The sequence below is a fragment of the Clostridium sp. AF19-22AC genome (genome assembly GCF_003479085.1).
GTDB classification, from domain to species: Bacteria; Bacillota; Clostridia; order Lachnospirales; family Lachnospiraceae; genus Faecalicatena_A; species Faecalicatena_A orotica.
In genome coordinates this window covers 340,822-360,198 of record NZ_QUGN01000002.1, presented here as the reverse complement: position 1 = coordinate 360,198, position 19,377 = coordinate 340,822, and the positions used below count along the sequence as shown (strand labels likewise).

Genomic DNA, 19,377 nt, shown 5'->3' with positions numbered 1-19,377 from the left:
CTATACATGGAAGAAGAAGGGGCAGTCAGACTGCCGTTTGATACTGAAGAAACCGCAGAGCTTGTCATAGAGGCTGCACTGGAATACGAAGGATGTCCTTATGAGGCGGAGATTAATCTGCTTCTGACAACCGATGAAGATATCAGGGAGATGAACCAGATGTTCCGCCAGATTGACAGGGCAACAGATGTCCTGTCATTTCCGATGCTGGAATATGGCACACCGGGAGATTTTTCCGGCCTCGAAGAGAATCCGGGGGACAGCTTCAATCCGGAATCCGGGGAGCTTATGCTGGGGGATATCGTGATTTCCAAAGATAAGGTCCTTGCACAGGCAGAAGCATACGGCCACACTCCGAAGAGAGAATATGCTTTCCTGATCGCCCATAGTATGTTACACTTATTTGGCTATGACCATATGGAGGAGGACGAACGCATCCAGATGGAACAGAAGCAGAGAGAGATCTTAGAAAAGATTCAGATATTACGGTAGCTGAATAAACGGAGGACTTTATGGCTGAAACACATAAGAATAAAAAGAAGAAAAAAGATGATTTCCTGATGCAGGGAGCCATACTCGCCGCCGCTGCCATGCTCACCAAAATTATAGGTGTTGCATACAGGATTCCGCTTGCAAATATACTCGGGGATGAAGGAAACGGATTTTATGGTTATGCATTTGAGGTATATTCCCTTGCATTGCTCCTTTCTTCTTTAAGCTTTCCGATCGTTGTCTCCAAACTGGTTTCCGCCAGAATGGCAATGCGGCAGCGCAGGAATGCTTTCCGGGTATTTACGTGTGCGCTGGCATTTTCGATCGTGATAGGCGCCGTCGTGGCACTTTTCATCTTTTTCGGCGCGGATGCCATTTCCACACACCTGATGGAATCCCCGCTGAGTGTATATGCATTGAAGGTACTGGCTCCCGGCCTGTTCATTGTATCCGTCATGGGTGTGCTGCGCGGGTATTTTCAGGGACTCGGAACCATGGTCCCGACTGCGGTGTCACAGGTCATTGAACAGATCATCAATGCCGTGATCAGTCTGGTCGGGGCAAGTGTGCTGTTTAAAATCGGGGCAGGCGCCGCCGAAAAAAATAACGAAGAACTCTTAGGACCCGCCTACGGTGCGGCAGGTGGAACCGTTGGTACAATTATGGGTGCACTGGCAGGGCTCCTGTTTTTGCTTTTTGCTTTATTTGCATTCAAGAATGTCATCCGCCGGCAGCTTAAAACGGACAGGACGAGACGGCAGGAGAGTTACAGCCGCATCCTGAAGATCCTGCTTCTTACTATGGTTCCGGTTATATTTAGTACGGCAATCTATAATATCAACCAGTTAATTGACCTGACGCTTTTTAATAAAATTATGGCTGCACAGGGATTTTCCGAGAAGGAGTATATGGCGCTCCAGGGAATCTATACCGGGAAGTATAATACCCTGATTAATGTTCCAATGGCTATGGCGAACGGACTGGCGGCATCTGTCATCCCGAGTCTGACGGCGGCTGTCCCGACAGGCAATAAGACTTTGATACATGGTAAGATCAGCCAGACCATCCGGTTTACCATGCTGGTGGCGATTCCGTGTTTTGTAGGTTTTGTCGTGCTGGCTTCACCGCTTATGGTACTTTTATTTAATGACTCCCGTAAAACACCGGCGCTTCTCCTTTCCCTGGGGGCGGTTACCGTAGTATTCTACTGCTGGTCCACCGTGTCCAACTCCATTCTGCAGGGACTGGACAGGATTTCAACGCCCGCAAAGAACGCGGCGATTTCACTTGTTATACATATCGCTGCGTTACTGCTCATGCTCGTTGTTTTTAAATGGAATATTTACGCACTGGTTGGAAGCAATATCGTTTTCGCCGTCTGCATGTGTTTCTTAAATGCAAGGGCAATCGGCAAGGCGAGCGGTTATAAGCAGGAGATGGAGCGGACCTTTGTCAAACCGCTGATCGCCGCCGTGATCATGGGTATCGTGACTTATGCCGTGCATCTTGTGCTGGCTATCGTGTTCCCGGGGCGCGTCGTGGCAACGATGATATCCGTCCTTGCAGCCGTGGCTGTATACGCCTTTAGTATTTTGAAACTGGGAACGCTTACGGAACAGGACATCAAGGATCTGCCGCAGGGTTATAAGCTTTTAAGAATCTGCCGCCGCTTCCACCTTCTTCCTCGTAAAGAAGGATAATGAAAAAGTGTAAAACTGTATATTTTTTATATAAAAAGCCAATACTGTATGTAAAAAAGGAGTTGGATCCTTATGAAACCGAGATACTGTATTGGCTTTTTTGCGGGTGTGTTCCTGCTTGTTTCCGCAATCGGGATTGGTTACCAGTTAAGCTATAAATTTGCATTGGACAGGCAGCAGGCCAGGGTGGAGTCCGAGATTCCTAAACAAAATACGGAGAGCGTCACGACAAAAGGTGAAGCAACTAAGAACGAAGGATACTATATATGTGAACTGCACGGCTATGTAGTAGTCTATCTCTATGATAAGAAGACCATTTTCGAGGTTACTAATATTCCGCTTACAGACCTGCCCGAGGAAGTGCAGGAGGAAATCAGGGGTGCGAAATATATGGAAACAGAGGAAGCACTTTACGGATTTTTAGAAAATTATTCGAGCTGACAAGTAGACGAATGGTATCAAATAGTGTAATATAAAGGTTGGTTTACAAAAAGGAGATACAAATGGACGAACAAAAGATTAAACGAATTAATGAATTATACAGGAAATCAAAGGCTGAAGGGCTGACTGATTCCGAAAAAAAGGAACAGAAGATCCTTCGTCAGGAGTATGTGGATTCCTTTCGGAGAAATCTCCGCAGCCAGCTCGACAGAATTGACATTGAGGAAAAAGACGGAAGCGTCACGAATCTGGGTGAGAAGTTTGGAATCAAAAAAGGAAATTAGAAAAATAGTCCGATCAAAGAGAGCCGCCCTTCCTGAAGATGAGCGGCTTAAATACAGCGCCCTGATCAGGGACAGGCTCTTTGACCAGCCGCTGTACCAACAGGCAGACGAGGTATACTGTTATGTTTCCTTTGAGGAAGAGGTCATAACATACGGGATACTGGAACATGTCTGGAAATCAGGCAGGAGGCTTGCCGTTCCGAAAATTCTTACGGACAGCGGGCCCTTTATGCGGATGGAGTTTTTCTATATAGAGAGTCTGGCTGATCTGAAAAAAGGATATTTCGGCATTCCGGAACCAGATGAAGACAGACCTGCCGGGAATCCTGATTCCGGTAAAAATGTGCTGGTGGTCATGCCCGGTGTTGCCTTTGATAAGAACCGGCGGCGCATCGGCTATGGAAAAGGATTTTACGATGCCTATCTTAAACGCCATCCTGACTACCGGACGATCGCACTCGCTTATTCCATACAATGTCTGGACTCCATCCCATCCAGGGAACATGACATCCGTCCGGAGATGATTATAACAGAAAGGGAGATATACACATGTTAAACAAACTTCCGGCTGACCCGGTCATTCTGCTCGGTGTCATTAACACAAAGCTCAGAGATTATTACAGGACACTGGACGATCTGTGTGATGACATGGATATATCAAGAACAGAACTGTCCGGCAGGCTTAAAATGATTGATTATGAATATGATGCAGGGAGGAACCAGTTTATCTGACATGCACCATAGCTACATAACGAATGAATGATAGAAGAGGATTCATACATATGAACACGATTGATTATACGACGATTGACCTGTCAAAAGAGGCTCCGGCCAGAGAGCCGGAAAGACAGTACTATTTTATCGCAAAGGCAAAAGAATATTTAAAAAAGCAGTCTCAGGAAGCCGGAAGGCCGCTGACCTTCTGTGTGACCACTTTCGGCTGCCAGATGAATGCCAGAGACTCTGAGAAGCTCTCCGGCATTCTCGAGCAGATCGGCTACGTGGAGGAACCGGATGAAGAAAAGGCAGACTTTGTAATATACAACACCTGTACGGTCCGCGAGAACGCCAACCAGCGTGTCTATGGGCGGCTGGGACAGTTAAACAGGGTGAAAAAGAAGAACCCGCACATGCTGATCGGCCTTTGCGGCTGCATGATGCAGGAACCTGAGGTAGTTGAAAAATTAAAGAAAAGCTACCGTTTTGTGGATCTGATCTTCGGAACCCACAATATCTTTAAGTTTGCCGAGCTGATTGTAACCCGCATGGAATCGAAACGGATGGTCATTGATATCTGGAAAGATACGGATAAGATCGTGGAAGACCTGCCGAGTGAGCGGAAGTATTCCTTTAAATCGGGTGTCAACATCATGTTTGGCTGCAATAATTTCTGCAGCTACTGTATCGTCCCTTATGTAAGAGGGCGGGAGAGGAGCCGGAACCCGGAGGATATCATCCGCGAGATACGCAGGCTTGTCGATGACGGTGTCGTTGAAGTTATGCTGCTCGGACAGAATGTCAATTCCTACGGGAAGACACTTGAGCACCCAATGAGCTTTGCACAGCTCCTCATGGAGATTGAAAAAATCGAGGGACTGGAACGGATCCGTTTCATGACTTCCCATCCGAAAGATCTTTCCGATGAACTGATCGAGGTCATGAGAACTTCGAAAAAAATATGCAGGCACCTGCATCTACCTGTCCAGTCCGGAAGTTCAAGGATTCTGGAAAAGATGAACCGCAGGTATACGAAAGAGCATTATCTGGAACTGGTTGAAAAAATCCGAGCCGCAGTGCCGGACATCTCCCTTACTACGGATATCATTGTCGGATTTCCCGGTGAGACAGAGGAAGATTTTCTGGAGACAATGGATGTTGTCAGAAAGGTCCGCTATGACAGTGCGTTTACCTTCATCTATTCCAAACGGACAGGCACGCCCGCAGCGGTAATGGAAGACCAGGTTCCGGCGGACGTGGTAAAAGACCGCTTTGACCGTCTGTTAAAGGAGGTGCAGCATATCTCCAGCGAAGTCTGCAGTATATACACGGATACTGTTCAGGAGGTTCTCGTTGAAACTGTGAATGACCATGATTCGTCCCTGATGACCGGAAGAATGAGCAATAACCTGCTCGTACATTTTCCGGGAGATGAAAGCCTGGCTGGCAGAATCGTACCTGTAGAACTGAAAGAATGCAAAGGTTTTTATTATATCGGAGAACTGGTACGCGAATCATAAAAGAAAATGGATGCCGTATGGAGATTAGGAATAAATTCCAACTATATTTCAGGCAAAAACGTCCAAACTATATATCAATGACAGCAACAGACCGGAATGATATATAGGAGGACGTTTTTTCTGTGAAGAAGGTGAGCGAATATCTGGTGTTATTTGCACTGGGCGGGACAATTTATTATTCATTCGAGATGATTTTCAGAGGATTTTCACACTGGTCCATGTTTGTACTCGGGGGACTCTGCCTTGTCTTTTTCGGGCAGCAGGGACTCTGGATCAAATGGGAGGACCCACTGTGGCTCCAGCTGCTGCGCTGCACATTATTTGTAACGGCAGGAGAATTCATCACGGGAATCATAGTCAACAAATGGCTGAAATGGAATGTATGGGATTACTCGGACCAGCCGTTCCAGCTGTTCGGGCAGATATGCGCCCCCTTCACCATTCTTTTTTCGGGCTTATGCCTGCTTGGCATCCTGCTGACCGGGTACCTTTTATACTGGCTGTATGGCGAAACAAAGCCCCATTTTCATGTGCTATAGAGTTTTTTACTGAGAAAAATTATCTTTCACAACTTTTTAAAAAATGATATACTTTGGATAGCGTCTTTAGCCGCTATCCATTACAAAAGCGAAAGGAAGTAATAACGTGGCAGAATTAACCCCTATGATGCAGAAATACTTAGAGACAAAAGAAACTTATCCTGACTGCATCTTATTTTATAGATTAGGCGACTTTTATGAGATGTTCTTTGAAGATGCGGTTACCGCGTCCCGGGAACTGGAGATCACACTGACTGGCAAAAGCTGCGGCTTGGAGGAGAGGGCGCCAATGTGCGGCATTCCCTACCATGCAGTGGACGGCTATCTGAATAAGCTGGTTGCCAAAGGATATAAGGTAGCCATCTGTGAACAGGTGGAGGACCCGAAGCAGGCCAAGGGACTCGTAAAAAGGGAGGTTACACGAATCGTGACGCCCGGGACGAACCTGGCCCCACAGGCCCTCGATGAGACAAAGAACAATTACCTGATGTGTATCGTTTACATAGCCGACAGATACGGCATCTCTATTGCTGATATCACGACCGGTGATTATTTTGTAACAGAACTGGAAGACAGTGCAAAACTGATGGATGAAATCTATAAATTCATGCCCTCCGAGATCATTTGCAATGAATCCTTTTACATGAGCGGCATGGATCTGGAAGACTTGAGAAACAGGCTGGGGATTACGATCTATTCTCTGGATTCGTGGTACTTCGACGATGCAATCTGCAGGAAGAAGCTGCTGGAGCATTTCCACGTTTCTTCGTTTGCAGGCCTCGGGCTGGAGGATTATGACTGCGGAATCATCAGTGCCGGTGCTCTTTTGCAATACCTGATTGAGACACAGAAGAATTCGCTGGCCCAGCTGACGCATATTACACCTTATACAACGGCAAAGTACATGATGCTGGACAGTTCCACAAGAAGGAATCTGGAGCTGACAGAAACACTCAGGGAAAAGCAAAAGAGAGGCTCCCTCCTCTGGGTGCTGGACAAGACCAAAACAGCGATGGGGGCGCGCCTCCTCCGCAAGTATCTGGAACAGCCGCTGATTGAAAAAGAAGAGATCCTCAAACGTCTGGATGCGGTAGAGGAGCTGAAAAGCATGGCGATCTCCCGGGAGGAAATCCGGGAATACCTGACTCCTGTCTATGATCTGGAACGCCTGATCACGAGGATTACATACGGTTCCGCCAACCCGAGGGACCTGACCGCTTTCAAGACCTCTCTGGAGATGCTGCCTTCCCTGCATTATATTCTGGAGGAAATGCAGTCCCCCCTGCTTACCGGGATCCGAGGGGATCTGGATACGCTGGAAGACCTCTGTATGCTGATTCGGGATGCGATCATTGACGATCCCCCGCTGGCCATGAAGGAAGGCGGGATCATCCGCGACGGTTACCATGAGGAGGTTGACACACTCCGGCGCGCGAAGTCAGAAGGGAAAGACTGGCTCGCAAAGCTGGAGGAAGAAGAACGCGAAAAGACAGGGATCAAGACCATGAAGATCAAGTACAACAAGGTCTTCGGCTATTATCTGGAAGTGACAAATTCCTACAAGGATATGGTTCCTGACTACTACACAAGAAAACAGACACTCGCAAACGCGGAGCGTTATATCACCCCCGAACTCAAGGAGCTGGAGGATACGATTCTGGGAGCGGAGGACAAACTGTTCGCACTGGAATATGACCTCTACAGCACTGTCAGGGATACCATTGCAGGAGAGGTCGAGCGAATCCAGAAGACGGCAAAGGCTGTCGCAGCCCTGGACGTGTTTGCATCCCTTGCGCTGGTGGCAGAACGGAACAATTATGTGCGCCCGAAGATTAACGAGAAGGGGACAATTGATATCAAGGATGGCAGGCACCCTGTCGTGGAGAAGATGATTCCGAATAATATGTTTATCTCTAATGATACCTATCTGGACGACAAGAAACAGCGGATTTCCATCATTACCGGCCCGAACATGGCCGGAAAATCTACCTATATGAGGCAGGCCGCCCTGATTGTCCTGATGGCCCAGCTCGGCTCCTTTGTGCCGGCGGCCAGTGCCAATATCGGGCTGGTGGACAGGATCTTCACGAGGGTTGGCGCGTCTGACGATCTGGCTTCAGGACAGAGTACTTTCATGGTGGAGATGACGGAAGTTGCCAATATCCTTCGCAATGCAACGAGCAGAAGCCTTTTGATTCTGGACGAGATTGGACGCGGGACCAGTACATTTGACGGCCTTTCCATTGCATGGGCCGTTGTCGAATATATTTCAGATACAAAGCTTTTGGGCGCAAAGACACTCTTTGCCACACATTACCACGAATTGACCGAGCTGGAAGGGAAGATCGAAAACGTCAACAACTACTGTATCGCCGTGAAGGAAAAAGGTGACGACATCGTATTCCTCCGCAAGATCGTGAAGGGCGGGGCAGACAAGAGTTACGGAATTCAGGTGGCGAAGCTTGCCGGAGTCCCGGATATCGTCATTGACAGGGCCAAAGAAATCGTGGAAGAATTAAGTGAGGAAGATATTACAACACGTGTAAGCGAGATTGCCGTGAAAGACCACGATTCCAGAAAAAAACCGAAAACAAAGAAATATGACGAAGTTGATATTGCACAAATGTCCCTCTTTGATACGGTAAAAGACGATGATGTTCTGGAAGAATTGAAGAACATGGATGTAGGCAATCTGACACCGATTGATGCATTAAACGCGATTTACAGATTACAGAATAAATTAAAAAACCGCTGGTAGGCAAAGGGGTCTGACCCTTCCTTAGAAAATGGCTTCTGCCTTTTTACGGGAGGGCCGGGCCCTTGGGCGTGTCTGATCATCCGCCGGCCGGCACCTAAGATAAAGGAGGGAATGTATGCCGCATATTCAGGTATTAGATCAAATTACAATCGATAAGATCGCCGCCGGAGAAGTCATTGAGCGTCCGGCCTCTATTGTGAAGGAATTAGTGGAAAATGCCATAGATGCGAAGGCTGCCGCAGTTGTTGTAGAGATACAGGAGGGAGGGATATCTTTCATCCGTATCACAGATAATGGCAGCGGAATCCCGAGGGAAGATGTACCGAACGCATTTTTGAGACATTCCACAAGTAAAATCCGCAGCGTGGACGACCTGACCCATGTCGCCTCCCTCGGATTCAGAGGTGAGGCGCTTTCCAGCATCGCCGCTGTCACAAAGACGGAACTGATTACCAAAACAAGGGAAGAAACCTTCGGGACCCGCTATATCATCGAGGGAGGGCAGGAGCTGTCTCTGGAGGATACCGGTGCACCGGACGGAACCACTTTTTTGATCCGCCAGCTTTTCTACAATGTCCCTGCCAGAAGGAAGTTCCTGAAGACAGCGATGACAGAAGCCGGGCACATTCAGGACCTGCTGATGCGTCTGGCCCTTTCCCATCCGGAAGTCTCCTTTCAGTTCATCAATAACGGACAGGAAAAGCTCCGCACTGCGGGGAACGGCAGACTCAAAGATGTCATCTACAGCATTTACGGGCGTGAAGTGGCCGCCAGCCTCATTGAGATGGACTATGAGAAGGGCGGGCTCCACATGAAAGGGTTCCTCGGAAAACCACTTATCAGCCGTGGAAACCGGAACTTCGAGAACTTTTTCATCAACGGCCGTTATATCAAGAGCGCGATGATTTCCAAGGCTGTCGAGGACGCCTACCGGGATTTTGTCATGCAGCATAAGTTCCCGTTTGTTGTCCTGCACTTTGAGATCGACGGGGAAGACATTGATGTCAACGTCCATCCGACAAAGATGGAACTGCGGTTCCAGAAGCAGCAGGAGGTTTACAATACGGTCTACGAGGGTGTGCACAGGACGCTTCTCGAGCCGGAACTGATTCCTGTCGTCGATGTGCCAGAACCGAAGAAGGCCGTACAGCCTCCCGAGCAGGACAGCCCTTTCCTGCTGAAACCTAAGGCAAGACCCAGTGCCGAAGCAGGGGCGGCAGGACTTTCCTCCCCCGTACAAAAAGCGGCGCCCCTTCCGGAAACGAAAGACGAAGATTATTTTCTCAGGAAAATGAAGGAACGAGTCTTGTCCTACCATAACAGAACTTCCTCTGCCGAAATCAAGGCCCCTGGCCAGATACACCGGGCAGAAGAACAGGAAAACCGCATCCGTGTGGCTGCTGAGAGCAGGAGGGAAAAGGAAAATAACCCTGAGACGAAAAGCATTCCGGAAACGAATAGGATATGTGAAACCGGCAATTATCATATAGAAGAGCAGAAGAGTACCGGGGAACAGAAGGCTCCCGAACCAGAGGCGGCCGCACCGCCGGCTGTGGAAAGCCTGCCCGGAAGCGGGAAACAGATGGACCTCTTTGAGGAAAAACTGCTCCGGCGCGATGTCAGGGCGGAGTATAAGCTGATCGGGCAGGTATTTGACACGTACTGGCTTGTTGAGTTTCACGACAGCCTCTACATCATTGACCAGCATGCCGCCCATGAGAGGGTTCTATATGAAAGGACACTGCGTGAGATGAAGAACAGGGAGTTTACGTCCCAGTACTTAAGTCCCCCTATTATCTTAAGCCTTTCTATGCAGGAGACGGAGCTGTTAAAGGAACACATGGACCGGTTCCGGAGGATTGGCTTTGAAATCGAGCCATTCGGCGGCGAGGAATATGCGGTGCGTGCCGTACCGGATAATCTCTTCAGTATTGCCAAGAAGGAACTTCTCATGGAGATGCTGGACTCCCTTGCAGACGGGGTAACCACGACCATGACGCCGGAGCTGATCGATGAGAAGGTGGCTTCTATGTCCTGTAAAGCGGCAGTCAAGGGGAATAACCGCCTTTCCACAATGGAGGTGGATTCCCTGATCGGTGAACTGCTGGGGCTTGAGAATCCGTACCACTGCCCGCACGGCAGGCCGACGATCATCTCCATGACCAAACGGGAACTGGAAAAGAAGTTTAAGAGAATTGTATAGAAATTAAGGGTGGAAAACATGAAGAAACCATTGATTATTCTGACAGGCCCGACCGCTGTCGGGAAGACAAAGGCCTCCATCGGGCTTGCAAAGGCAGTCGGCGGCGAGATTATATCCGCCGACTCCATGCAGGTGTATAAACATATGGATATCGGTTCGGCGAAAATCCGGGCAGAAGAAATGGAAGGCGTCCCCCATCACCTTGTCGATGCGCTTGAGCCAGACGAGGAGTTCCATGTCGTGCGTTTCCAGCAGATGGCAAAAAAGGCAATGGAAGGCATTTACGAAAGGGGCCGGATTCCCATTGTTGTAGGAGGGACCGGTTTTTATATCCAGGCCCTGCTTTATGACATCGATTTTACAGAAAATAACAGCGATACCGGTTACCGGGAAGAGCTGGAGCATCTCGCTGAAGAAAAAGGAGCGGCATTTCTGCATGGGATGCTGAAGGAAATCGACGAAAAAGCCGCCGGAAGCATTCATGAAAACAATGTGAAACGGGTCATCCGGGCACTGGAGTTCCACCATCAGACAGGGAAAAAGATCTCGGAGCATAATGAAGAAGAACGGCAGAAGTCTTCCCCGTACCGGTCCGCTTACTTCGTCCTTAGTGACGAGAGGGCACGCCTGTACGAACGGATTGACATGCGCGTTGACCAGATGATCGAAGAGGGACTGGTGGAAGAAGTAAAAGGCTTAAAAGAACGCGGCTATACCCGCGGTATGGTATCCATGCAGGGGCTCGGGTATAAAGAAATCCTTGCTTACCTGGACGGTGAAATGAGTCTTGATGAGGCTGTCTATGTTATTAAGCGGGATACGAGACACTTTGCCAAACGCCAGATCACATGGTTCAAACGGGAAAGAGACGTGATCTGGCTAAACAAGCAGGATTATGCATATGAGGAAACAAAACTTCTGGATCAGATGCTTTCAGAATTGAAGATACGCGGGATCATCTGAAGCATGATGATTCCGCCCCATGTATGGGGTGCAAAAGGAAAAAGAATAGAGGTTAGATAAATGAATTCAGAAATCAGTCAGATATACAAAAAATTAGGAATCAAACAGGAAACTCTGGAATTTGGATTAAGAATCGAGGATGAACTCTCCGAACGTTTCAAAATTTTCGATGAAACCGCTGAATATAATCAGCTGAAGGTCCTCCATGCGATGCAGGAAAACCGTGTCAGTGAAGGGTGTTTCCAGTACGCAAGTGGATACGGATATAACGATATGGGAAGAGATACACTGGAAGCCGTCTATGCCAGCGCCTTCCACACCGAGTCCGCCCTTGTACGTCCGCAGATTACATGCGGCACCCATGCACTGGCACTCGCCCTCGCTGCAAACCTGCGTCCGGGCGATGAGCTGCTCTCCCCGGTCGGAAAGCCTTACGACACACTGGAAGAAGTGATAGGAATCCGTCCGTCCAAAGGCTCACTGGCAGAGTATGGCATTACATACCGCCAGGTGGAACTTCTGGAGGATGGGTACTTCGATTATCCCGCAATCCGGGAAGCAATCAATGAAAAAACGAAGCTGGTCACGATCCAGCGTTCCAAAGGGTATCAGACCCGCCCCAGCTATTCCGTGGAGAAAATCGGTGAGCTGATTGCATTTGTAAAGAGCATCAAACCGGATGTGATCTGTATGGTTGACAACTGCTACGGTGAATTTGTCGAGACAAGGGAGCCGAGTGATGTAGGTGCGGACATGATCGTTGGTTCCCTGATCAAAAATCCGGGCGGCGGACTGGCCCCGATCGGCGGATATATTGCAGGAAGAGAAGACCTGATTGAAAACTGCGCTTACCGCCTGACTTCCCCGGGACTCGGGAAAGAAGTAGGAGCCTCTCTGGGCGTTATGCAGTCCTTTTACCAGGGCTTCTTCCTCGCCCCGACTGTCGTGTGCAGTGCGATAAAAGGCGCTGTGTTTGCGGCAAATATTTATGAGAAGCTGGGCTTTGGAGTCATACCGGACGGAAATGAAAGCCGCCATGACATCATACAGGCGGTTGAACTCGGGACCCCTGAGGGTGTGATTGCATTTTGCAAGGGGATTCAGGCCGCGGCGCCGGTAGACAGCTACGTGACTCCCGAGCCCTGGGCAATGCCGGGGTATGACAGTGACGTCATCATGGCAGCCGGTGCATTCGTGCAGGGATCATCCATCGAATTGAGCGCCGACGGACCAATCAAGCCGCCTTACGCTGTATATTTTCAGGGCGGGCTGACATGGCCTCATGCGAAGCTCGGCATCCTGAAATCCCTCCAGAACCTTGTGGATGCAGGCATTGTTTCCGCAAAGTCTCTGGAAAACTGACATTCATCCCACGTATTTTAGCATATTATGTAGAACGATTTATGAGGAAAGACCTGCCGTGTTGGGCTATAATAGGCTCATATAGAAAACTAGGTTGACATCATTTGAAACACAGGAGGTCTTTTATGTTGTACAATGTAATTGCTGACACAAATATCATTTTTTATCTCATGGCTGCCGTGGGCGTCATCGGGATTCTCTCAAAGATCATAAACCATCTTACCCTTCACCGTCTGGTAAAAGCGGCGGGAAATCTGTCTAAAAGCAGGCACCGGCTGATGGAACGTATTCTCTCTGAATATGGACATGCATACAGGACGTACGGTCCCGTCAGTAATATCCTTGCATTTATCCGGAAATACCTGTACGAATACCGGGGATTTCTGTTCAGGATACATACATGGCGGCAGCTGGAGACACAGACGGTCTGGTTTTCCGGAATTCTGGCAGTGCTGGGGGCTGCCACCCACTATATGGCACATGGCTTCTGTGAGGGCATGTTCCAGTATTTAGCTGTCGGGGCGGCAGAAATGATTACAATTTCCGTCATCTCACAGCTCTCGGATGAGGCTTATAAAATAAAAGGCGTGGAAACCTATCTGGCTGATTATCTGGATAATGTATACGCACACCGTTTCCTAAAGGAGAAGCAGACGGAGGAACCACCTCGCCAGAAAAGACGGGAATCCGCGGGACAGCCTGTTCCTTATGCGGCGGTTCAGGATGAGGAGACTTTATCTGAGCAGAAAAAAGAAGCGATACGGCTGATATTAACAGAATATCTGGCCTGACAAACAAAGCAGCAAAAACGTAAGGAGGCACATATGAGAAAAATCGCAGTAATCGGCGGCGGTGCATCCGGCCTGATGGCAGCCGTCACTGCCGCTTCTGAAGGGGCGGAAGTCTTTATTCTGGAACATAAAGACAAAGTCGGCAGGAAAATCTTATCAACCGGAAACGGACGGTGCAATTTCACAAATCTGGCACAGGAACCCATCTATTATCATTCCGAAAATATGATGTTTCCCTGGCATATTGTGGAGAAGTTCAACGCCCAGCAGACCATCGCTTTTTTCCTGAAGCTGGGAATCTATTCGAAAAACAGGAACGGGTACCTTTACCCACATTCGGATCAGGCATCTGCTGTACTGGATGTACTCAGGATGGAGGCCGCGCGGTTAGGCGTGCACGTTATCACCGGGGCCGAATGTCAGGAGATCATCCCCGGGAAAAAGAAATTCCGGATCCATACAGATCAGGGAGAGTTTACAGCAGATAAAGTGATCCTTGCTGCCGGGTCCAAGGCGGCACCCGCGTCCGGTTCCGACGGTTCTGGTTATACGCTGGCTAAAAAACTTGGACACCACCTGATCCCGGTGCTCCCGTCCCTCGTGCAGCTAAAATGCAGGGAGAAATACTATAAAAGTATCGCAGGGGTCAGGGTGAACGGACAGGTCAGCATCTATACAGATGGAGAATGTCAGGCGAGGGACACCGGGGAAATCCAGCTTGCCAATTACGGAATCTCTGGAATCCCGGTCTTTCAGGTGAGCCGTTATGCGGCTATCGGCCTGTATGAAAAGAAAAAAGTAGAGGCAGTTTTGAATTTTATGCCAGACTTTACACAAAAGCAGTTCCTCGCTTTCCTGAAAACAAGAATTTCCACACGGCCGCAAAAGACAATGGAAGAATTTTTCACCGGCCTGTTCCATAAGAAACTCTCGGACCTCTGGCTGAAACTTGCGCGTATCGACCGTGGCAGAAAGGCAGGGGACTTAAATGACAGGGAGATTTCGGAACTGGCAGAACTGATCCAGAACTTCCGTACAGAAGTCACAGAAACCAATTCGTTTGAACATGCCCAGGTATGCAGAGGCGGGGTGGATACGAAAGAGGTAAACCCGGATACTCTGGAATCACTGTATGTGAAAGGTCTGTATTTTGCAGGGGAGATACTGGATGTGGATGCGGTCTGCGGCGGTTATAACCTGCAGTGGGCATGGTCCAGCGGATATCTCACGGGAAAGGAGGCAGCTCATGCTCAGGATTAACCAGATCAAACTGCGTCCCGGGCATTCCCGGGAGGAACTGGAGGATAAGATTTTAAAATACCTCCATATAAAAAAGGATGCATTATTAGATTACCAGATACAAAAACAGTCCATTGATGCCCGGAAAAAGCCGGACATCTTTTTCTCGTATACGATTGATGTGAAAGTAAAGCAGGAGAGCAGTATTCTCCGGAAAATGAAGAAGCAGGTGCTTAAGGTCGTAAGACAGGACTACGAGATACCTTCCTGTGGGGAATTATCACTGCATTCGCGCCCGGTCATTGCAGGGAGCGGGCCTGCGGGCCTGTTCTGCGGATACCTGCTCGCCAAAGCGGGGTACAGGCCTCTGATTCTGGAGCGGGGCGGCAGTGTGGATGAGCGCATGCAGGATGTGGAGGAATTCTGGAAAAGCGGACGGCTGAACCTTTCTTCCAATGTACAGTTCGGGGAAGGCGGCGCGGGGACGTTTTCGGATGGAAAGCTCAACACCCTTGTAAAAGATGCAAAGGGAAGGGGCCGTTTCGTACTCGAGACATTCGTGGCACACGGCGCACCTGAAAGTATCCTGTATGAACAGAAACCACATATCGGGACGGACATCTTAATCCACGTTGTAAAGAGTATGAGGCAGAGCATCGAAGCGATGGGTGGAGAAATCCGTTTCCACACGCAGCTCACGGATCTGGACCTGAAACCAGATACACAGAACGGCCACCCGGTGCTCAAAGGAATCATCGTAAATCAAGAAGAATATCTCGAAACGGAGCTTCTCATACTGGCTGTCGGACACAGTGCGAGAGATACCTTCCACATGCTGTATGAAAAGCAGTTGGACATGCAGGCGAAATCTTTTGCCGTCGGGGTGCGTATCGAGCATCCGCAGGCCATGATGAATGTGTGCCAGTACGGAAAAGAGGCAGCCGGGGAACTCCCTGCCGCTTCCTACAAACTGACGGCCAAGCTGGAAAACGGCCGCGGTGCCTATACCTTCTGCATGTGCCCGGGTGGTTATGTGGTCAATGCCTCCTCGGAGGAAGGCCGTCTGGCGGTAAATGGAATGAGTTACAATGACCGCGGCGGGGTCAATGCAAACAGTGCCGTCATTGTTACGGTTACACCTGAGGATTACGGCAGTGCACATCCACTGGCCGGTATCCGGTTCCAACGCATGCTGGAGGAGCGTGCATGGGAACAGGGACAAGGCAGGGTGCCTGTACAGTGTTTTAAGGATTTCTGTGCGAATCAGGTGTCTGACCAGTTCGGGGATGTAAAACCCCAGATCAAGGGGGCCTTTGTACCCGCCAATGTGCGTGCCATTTTCCCTGAAGGCCTCGGGGACTCCCTGGAGGAAGGAATCCGGCTCATGGACCACAAGATTCACGGGTTTGCCAGAGAGGATGCCGTACTTTCCGGTGTGGAAAGCCGTACATCTTCACCGGTAAAAATATTCAGAAACGAAGAGTTTGAGAGTAATATCCCCGGGGTTTATCCCTGCGGGGAAGGCGCCGGATACGCCGGGGGCATCACTTCCGCGGCTATGGACGGCATAAAAACAGCGGAGGCTGTCATCCTGAAATACAGGCCTAAATAGACTGTCTTCACAAAATTTTAAGAATGCAGACCTATACATGAATTTTAATTTATGCTAAAATAAGTCATTGTATTGTAATCATCGCAGTCGGGAATGATGTAATGAAAGAGAACAGTACAATGAAACAGATGATGGAAGAAGAGAGGCCTTACGAGAAGTGCGCGAGGTTTGGGGCGAGTAATTTAACGGATATTGAATTACTGGCTGTTTTGCTGCGTACCGGCACAAGGGGAGAGACTTCCTTAAGTCTTGCAGAGAAGCTCCTGCACCCGGTTTTCTCTCAGGAAGGAATCTTAAATATCCATCAGTGGACACTGGAACAGCTTTTGCGGGTCAAGGGGATCGGTAAAGTAAAGGCCGTCCAGATCTTATGTCTGTCCGAGCTGGCAAAGAGACTCTCCAAGGCCACGGCACAGACAGGGCTTAATTTTTCCACTCCGTCTTCCATCGCACAATATTATATGGAAGATATGAGGCACGGCAGGCAGGAAAGCATGAAACTTCTGCTGCTCAATACGAAAACAAGGCTCATTGGGGAGACCGATATTTCCAAAGGTACCGTCAATTCGGCTGTGATTTCGCCACGCGAACTGTTTGTGGAGGCGCTTCAGAAGAATGCCGTTTCTATCATTCTGCTCCATAACCATCCAAGCGGCGACCCAGCTCCAAGCAGAGACGATATTCTGATTACGAAGAGGATACAGGAGGCAGGCATGCTGATCGGGATCGAACTTTTGGACCATATTATAATCGGGAATAACTGTTATGTCAGCATGAGGGAAAAAAAGCTGATATAGGACAGATCTAAGTGACATAAAAGGGGATTAAATGCAGCATGGCTAGGAATGTGTATGGCCTCGATCTCGGCACTTATGAGATTAAGGTATTTGATAAAAAGAAAGATAAATTATGGAAAGCGAAGAATGTCATTGCGATGCAGGACAAGAAGTATATCTTTTCTGTCGGGGATGAGGCTTTCGCGATGTATGAAAAGGCACCGGCCAATATACAGGTTGTTTTTCCGATGAAGAACGGTGTGATCGCCCATTTTGACGATATGCAGTACCTGCTTCAGAATCTGCTGGGCATGGACCGCCAGTTCTCAAGGGGGGCGGAATATGTCATCGCCGTTCCAACGGATGTGACAGAAGTAGAGAAGAAAGCCTTCTATGACCTCGTCTTCCATTCTACGGCAAAGGCCAAATCGGTCCGCATTGTGGAACGCGGGATAGCGGATGCCGTGGGCATGGGGATTGATATCTGGAATGAAAAGGGGATCTTTATCGCTAATTTCGGCGGGGAGACAACAGAGTTATCCGTTCTGGCGTCGGGCGGCATGGTGCTGAACCGGCTTATAAAGATAGGCGGGGTCCATATGGATGCGGCGATCGCCAATCTTGTCAGGCACAATCTGGACTTTCTGATCGGACGCCTGACGGCCGAGGCACTGCGAAAGGAATTCGGTGTGTTTGATCAGGAAGGCGATGCAACCCTCAAGGTGGCGGGAAGGAACCTGCTCACCGGGGTCCCCCAGCAGGAGGATATCCCGATCGGCATAATCAGGGCTGCCATGAAGGAACCACTTGCAGAATGTGTGCGTTCCATCAAAGCACTGCTCGACCGTACGCCGCCTGATGTACGCAGGGGGATTGACGAGAAGGGAATTTACCTGACCGGCGGGCTTGCAGGCCTGAAAGGTCTTTCTACATATCTGGAGGAAAGCACCGGCCTTAAGGTGACGACTCTGCCTGATCCTGAACTTTGTGCGGTGAGAGGGCTCAAACAGATTATATTGAACAAAGATTATAAAAAGTTAACATATTCTATGTTAGATGAAGATTATAGGTGGCTGAGATAATATGAAAAAGAAAAATCAAACCTCTTCGAAAAGTAAATACTACCTTGTGGGACTTAGTCTTTTCTGCATCCTTTTGATGGTGCTGTCCTTATTCTATGACAAAGCAGCGGCCCCTTTCAATGGAATCGCCAGTGTAACAATCATCCCGATGCAGAAGGGAATCAACCAGGTCGGCACGTGGCTCGGCGATATCAGTGATAATTTTGATACGCTGCAGGAAGTCCGGAAGGAGAACAAGGCACTTCAGACCAAGGTGGATGAACTGATCACGGAGAATAATAACCTGCAGGAAGAAAAGTATGAGCTGGAAAGGCTCCAGGCCTTATATAAGCTGGACCAGAACTATGCGGATTATGAAAAGACAGGTGCACATGTTATCAGTAAGGATTCCGGGAACTGGTTCAGTACATTTACGATTGATAAAGGAAGCCGCGACGGCATCAAGGTTGATATGAATGTCATGGCCGGGAGCGGCCTTGTCGGTATTGTCACGAAAGTCGCGCCAACATGGTCAACCGTCCGCTCTATTATTGATGATTCGAGCAATGTCAGTGGAATGACGCTTACTTCCTCTGACAGGTGTATGGTCCGGGGGGACCTGTCCCTGATCAATGAAGGCAAGATCCGTTTCGAAGAGATGGAGAATAATGAGAATAAGGTGCAGGTCGGGGACCAGATCGTCACCTCCCACATCAGTGACAAATATCTGCAGGGCATCCTGATTGGTTATATCAGCGAGATCTCCGTAGATTCCAACAACCTGACACGTTCTGGTTACATCACCCCGGTTGTGGATTTTAAGAATCTGCAGGAAGTACTGGTCATCACAACAACCAAAGCCGACCTGACCGGCAAAGACGAGAAAGGGAAGTAAATGTACGGAAATCCAAAAAGAAAG

General features: G+C 49.0%; 18 protein-coding genes. All 18 read left to right on the top strand.

What is annotated here, in order from left to right:
- Window positions 1–6: 6 nt before the first annotated feature.
- Entirely contained in the window at window positions 7–492 is a 486-nt protein-coding gene (gene ybeY, locus DWX43_RS03680) for an rRNA maturation RNase YbeY (protein WP_347559295.1), read from the top strand.
- A 20-nt stretch (window positions 493–512) separates the two neighbouring features.
- Window positions 513–2,192, top strand: coding sequence for a polysaccharide biosynthesis protein (locus DWX43_RS03675; RefSeq protein WP_109730399.1), 1,680 nt, complete (start codon window positions 513–515; stop codon window positions 2,190–2,192).
- Window positions 2,193–2,264: 72 nt separating this feature from the next.
- A complete protein-coding gene (locus tag DWX43_RS03670) occupies window positions 2,265–2,633 on the top strand; it encodes a hypothetical protein (RefSeq protein WP_109730398.1) in 369 nt (122 codons plus the stop codon).
- 62 nt (window positions 2,634–2,695) lie between these two features.
- A complete protein-coding gene (locus tag DWX43_RS03665) occupies window positions 2,696–2,917 on the top strand; it encodes a DUF896 domain-containing protein (protein ID WP_118618832.1) in 222 nt (73 codons plus the stop codon).
- Complete coding sequence (locus DWX43_RS03660) at window positions 2,895–3,473, top strand: 5-formyltetrahydrofolate cyclo-ligase (RefSeq protein WP_182440608.1); 579 nt, start codon at window positions 2,895–2,897, stop codon at window positions 3,471–3,473. Before DWX43_RS03665 ends, DWX43_RS03660 begins: the two co-directional genes overlap by 23 nt.
- Window positions 3,467–3,649: a DUF4250 domain-containing protein gene (locus DWX43_RS03655; RefSeq protein WP_118618828.1), complete on the top strand. Its 183-nt coding sequence runs from the start codon at window positions 3,467–3,469 to the stop codon at window positions 3,647–3,649. The genes DWX43_RS03660 and DWX43_RS03655 overlap by 7 nt, the downstream gene beginning before the upstream one ends.
- 50 nt (window positions 3,650–3,699) lie before the next feature.
- Entirely contained in the window at window positions 3,700–5,154 is a 1,455-nt protein-coding gene (gene miaB, locus DWX43_RS03650; RefSeq protein ID WP_182440607.1) for a tRNA (N6-isopentenyl adenosine(37)-C2)-methylthiotransferase MiaB, read from the top strand.
- A gap of 122 nt (window positions 5,155–5,276) precedes the next feature.
- The gene (locus DWX43_RS03645) at window positions 5,277–5,693 is read left to right on the top strand and encodes a hypothetical protein (RefSeq protein ID WP_109730394.1); all 417 of its coding nucleotides are present in this window, start codon (window positions 5,277–5,279) and stop codon (window positions 5,691–5,693) included.
- A 106-nt stretch (window positions 5,694–5,799) separates the two neighbouring features.
- Window positions 5,800–8,451, top strand: coding sequence for a DNA mismatch repair protein MutS (gene mutS / locus DWX43_RS03640; protein ID WP_330582219.1), 2,652 nt, complete (start codon window positions 5,800–5,802; stop codon window positions 8,449–8,451).
- Between the two features lie 115 nt (window positions 8,452–8,566).
- The gene (gene mutL, locus DWX43_RS03635) at window positions 8,567–10,654 is read left to right on the top strand and encodes a DNA mismatch repair endonuclease MutL (protein WP_118618824.1); all 2,088 of its coding nucleotides are present in this window, start codon (window positions 8,567–8,569) and stop codon (window positions 10,652–10,654) included.
- A gap of 18 nt (window positions 10,655–10,672) precedes the next feature.
- Entirely contained in the window at window positions 10,673–11,617 is a 945-nt protein-coding gene (miaA, locus tag DWX43_RS03630; protein WP_118618822.1) for a tRNA (adenosine(37)-N6)-dimethylallyltransferase MiaA, read from the top strand.
- 60 nt (window positions 11,618–11,677) lie between these two features.
- Window positions 11,678–12,979: a methionine gamma-lyase family protein gene (locus tag DWX43_RS03625; protein WP_118618820.1), complete on the top strand. Its 1,302-nt coding sequence runs from the start codon at window positions 11,678–11,680 to the stop codon at window positions 12,977–12,979.
- Between the two features lie 125 nt (window positions 12,980–13,104).
- A complete protein-coding gene (locus tag DWX43_RS03620; protein ID WP_118618818.1) occupies window positions 13,105–13,770 on the top strand; it encodes a hypothetical protein in 666 nt (221 codons plus the stop codon).
- Between the two features lie 33 nt (window positions 13,771–13,803).
- Window positions 13,804–15,030, top strand: a complete 1,227-nt coding sequence (locus DWX43_RS03615; RefSeq protein ID WP_109730389.1) for an NAD(P)/FAD-dependent oxidoreductase — start codon at window positions 13,804–13,806, stop codon at window positions 15,028–15,030.
- Window positions 15,017–16,621: an FAD-dependent protein gene (locus DWX43_RS03610; protein ID WP_118618816.1), complete on the top strand. Its 1,605-nt coding sequence runs from the start codon at window positions 15,017–15,019 to the stop codon at window positions 16,619–16,621. Before DWX43_RS03615 ends, DWX43_RS03610 begins: the two co-directional genes overlap by 14 nt.
- A gap of 119 nt (window positions 16,622–16,740) precedes the next feature.
- Window positions 16,741–17,418, top strand: coding sequence for a DNA repair protein RadC (radC, locus tag DWX43_RS03605; RefSeq protein WP_330582218.1), 678 nt, complete (start codon window positions 16,741–16,743; stop codon window positions 17,416–17,418).
- A 38-nt stretch (window positions 17,419–17,456) separates the two neighbouring features.
- Window positions 17,457–18,479 carry a rod shape-determining protein gene (locus DWX43_RS03600; protein WP_109730386.1) on the top strand — a complete coding sequence of 341 codons (1,023 nt, stop codon included), beginning with the start codon at window positions 17,457–17,459 and terminating at the stop codon, window positions 18,477–18,479.
- Window position 18,480: 1 nt separating this feature from the next.
- Window positions 18,481–19,353: a rod shape-determining protein MreC gene (mreC, locus tag DWX43_RS03595; RefSeq protein WP_109730385.1), complete on the top strand. Its 873-nt coding sequence runs from the start codon at window positions 18,481–18,483 to the stop codon at window positions 19,351–19,353.
- Window positions 19,354–19,377 lie beyond the last annotated feature (24 nt).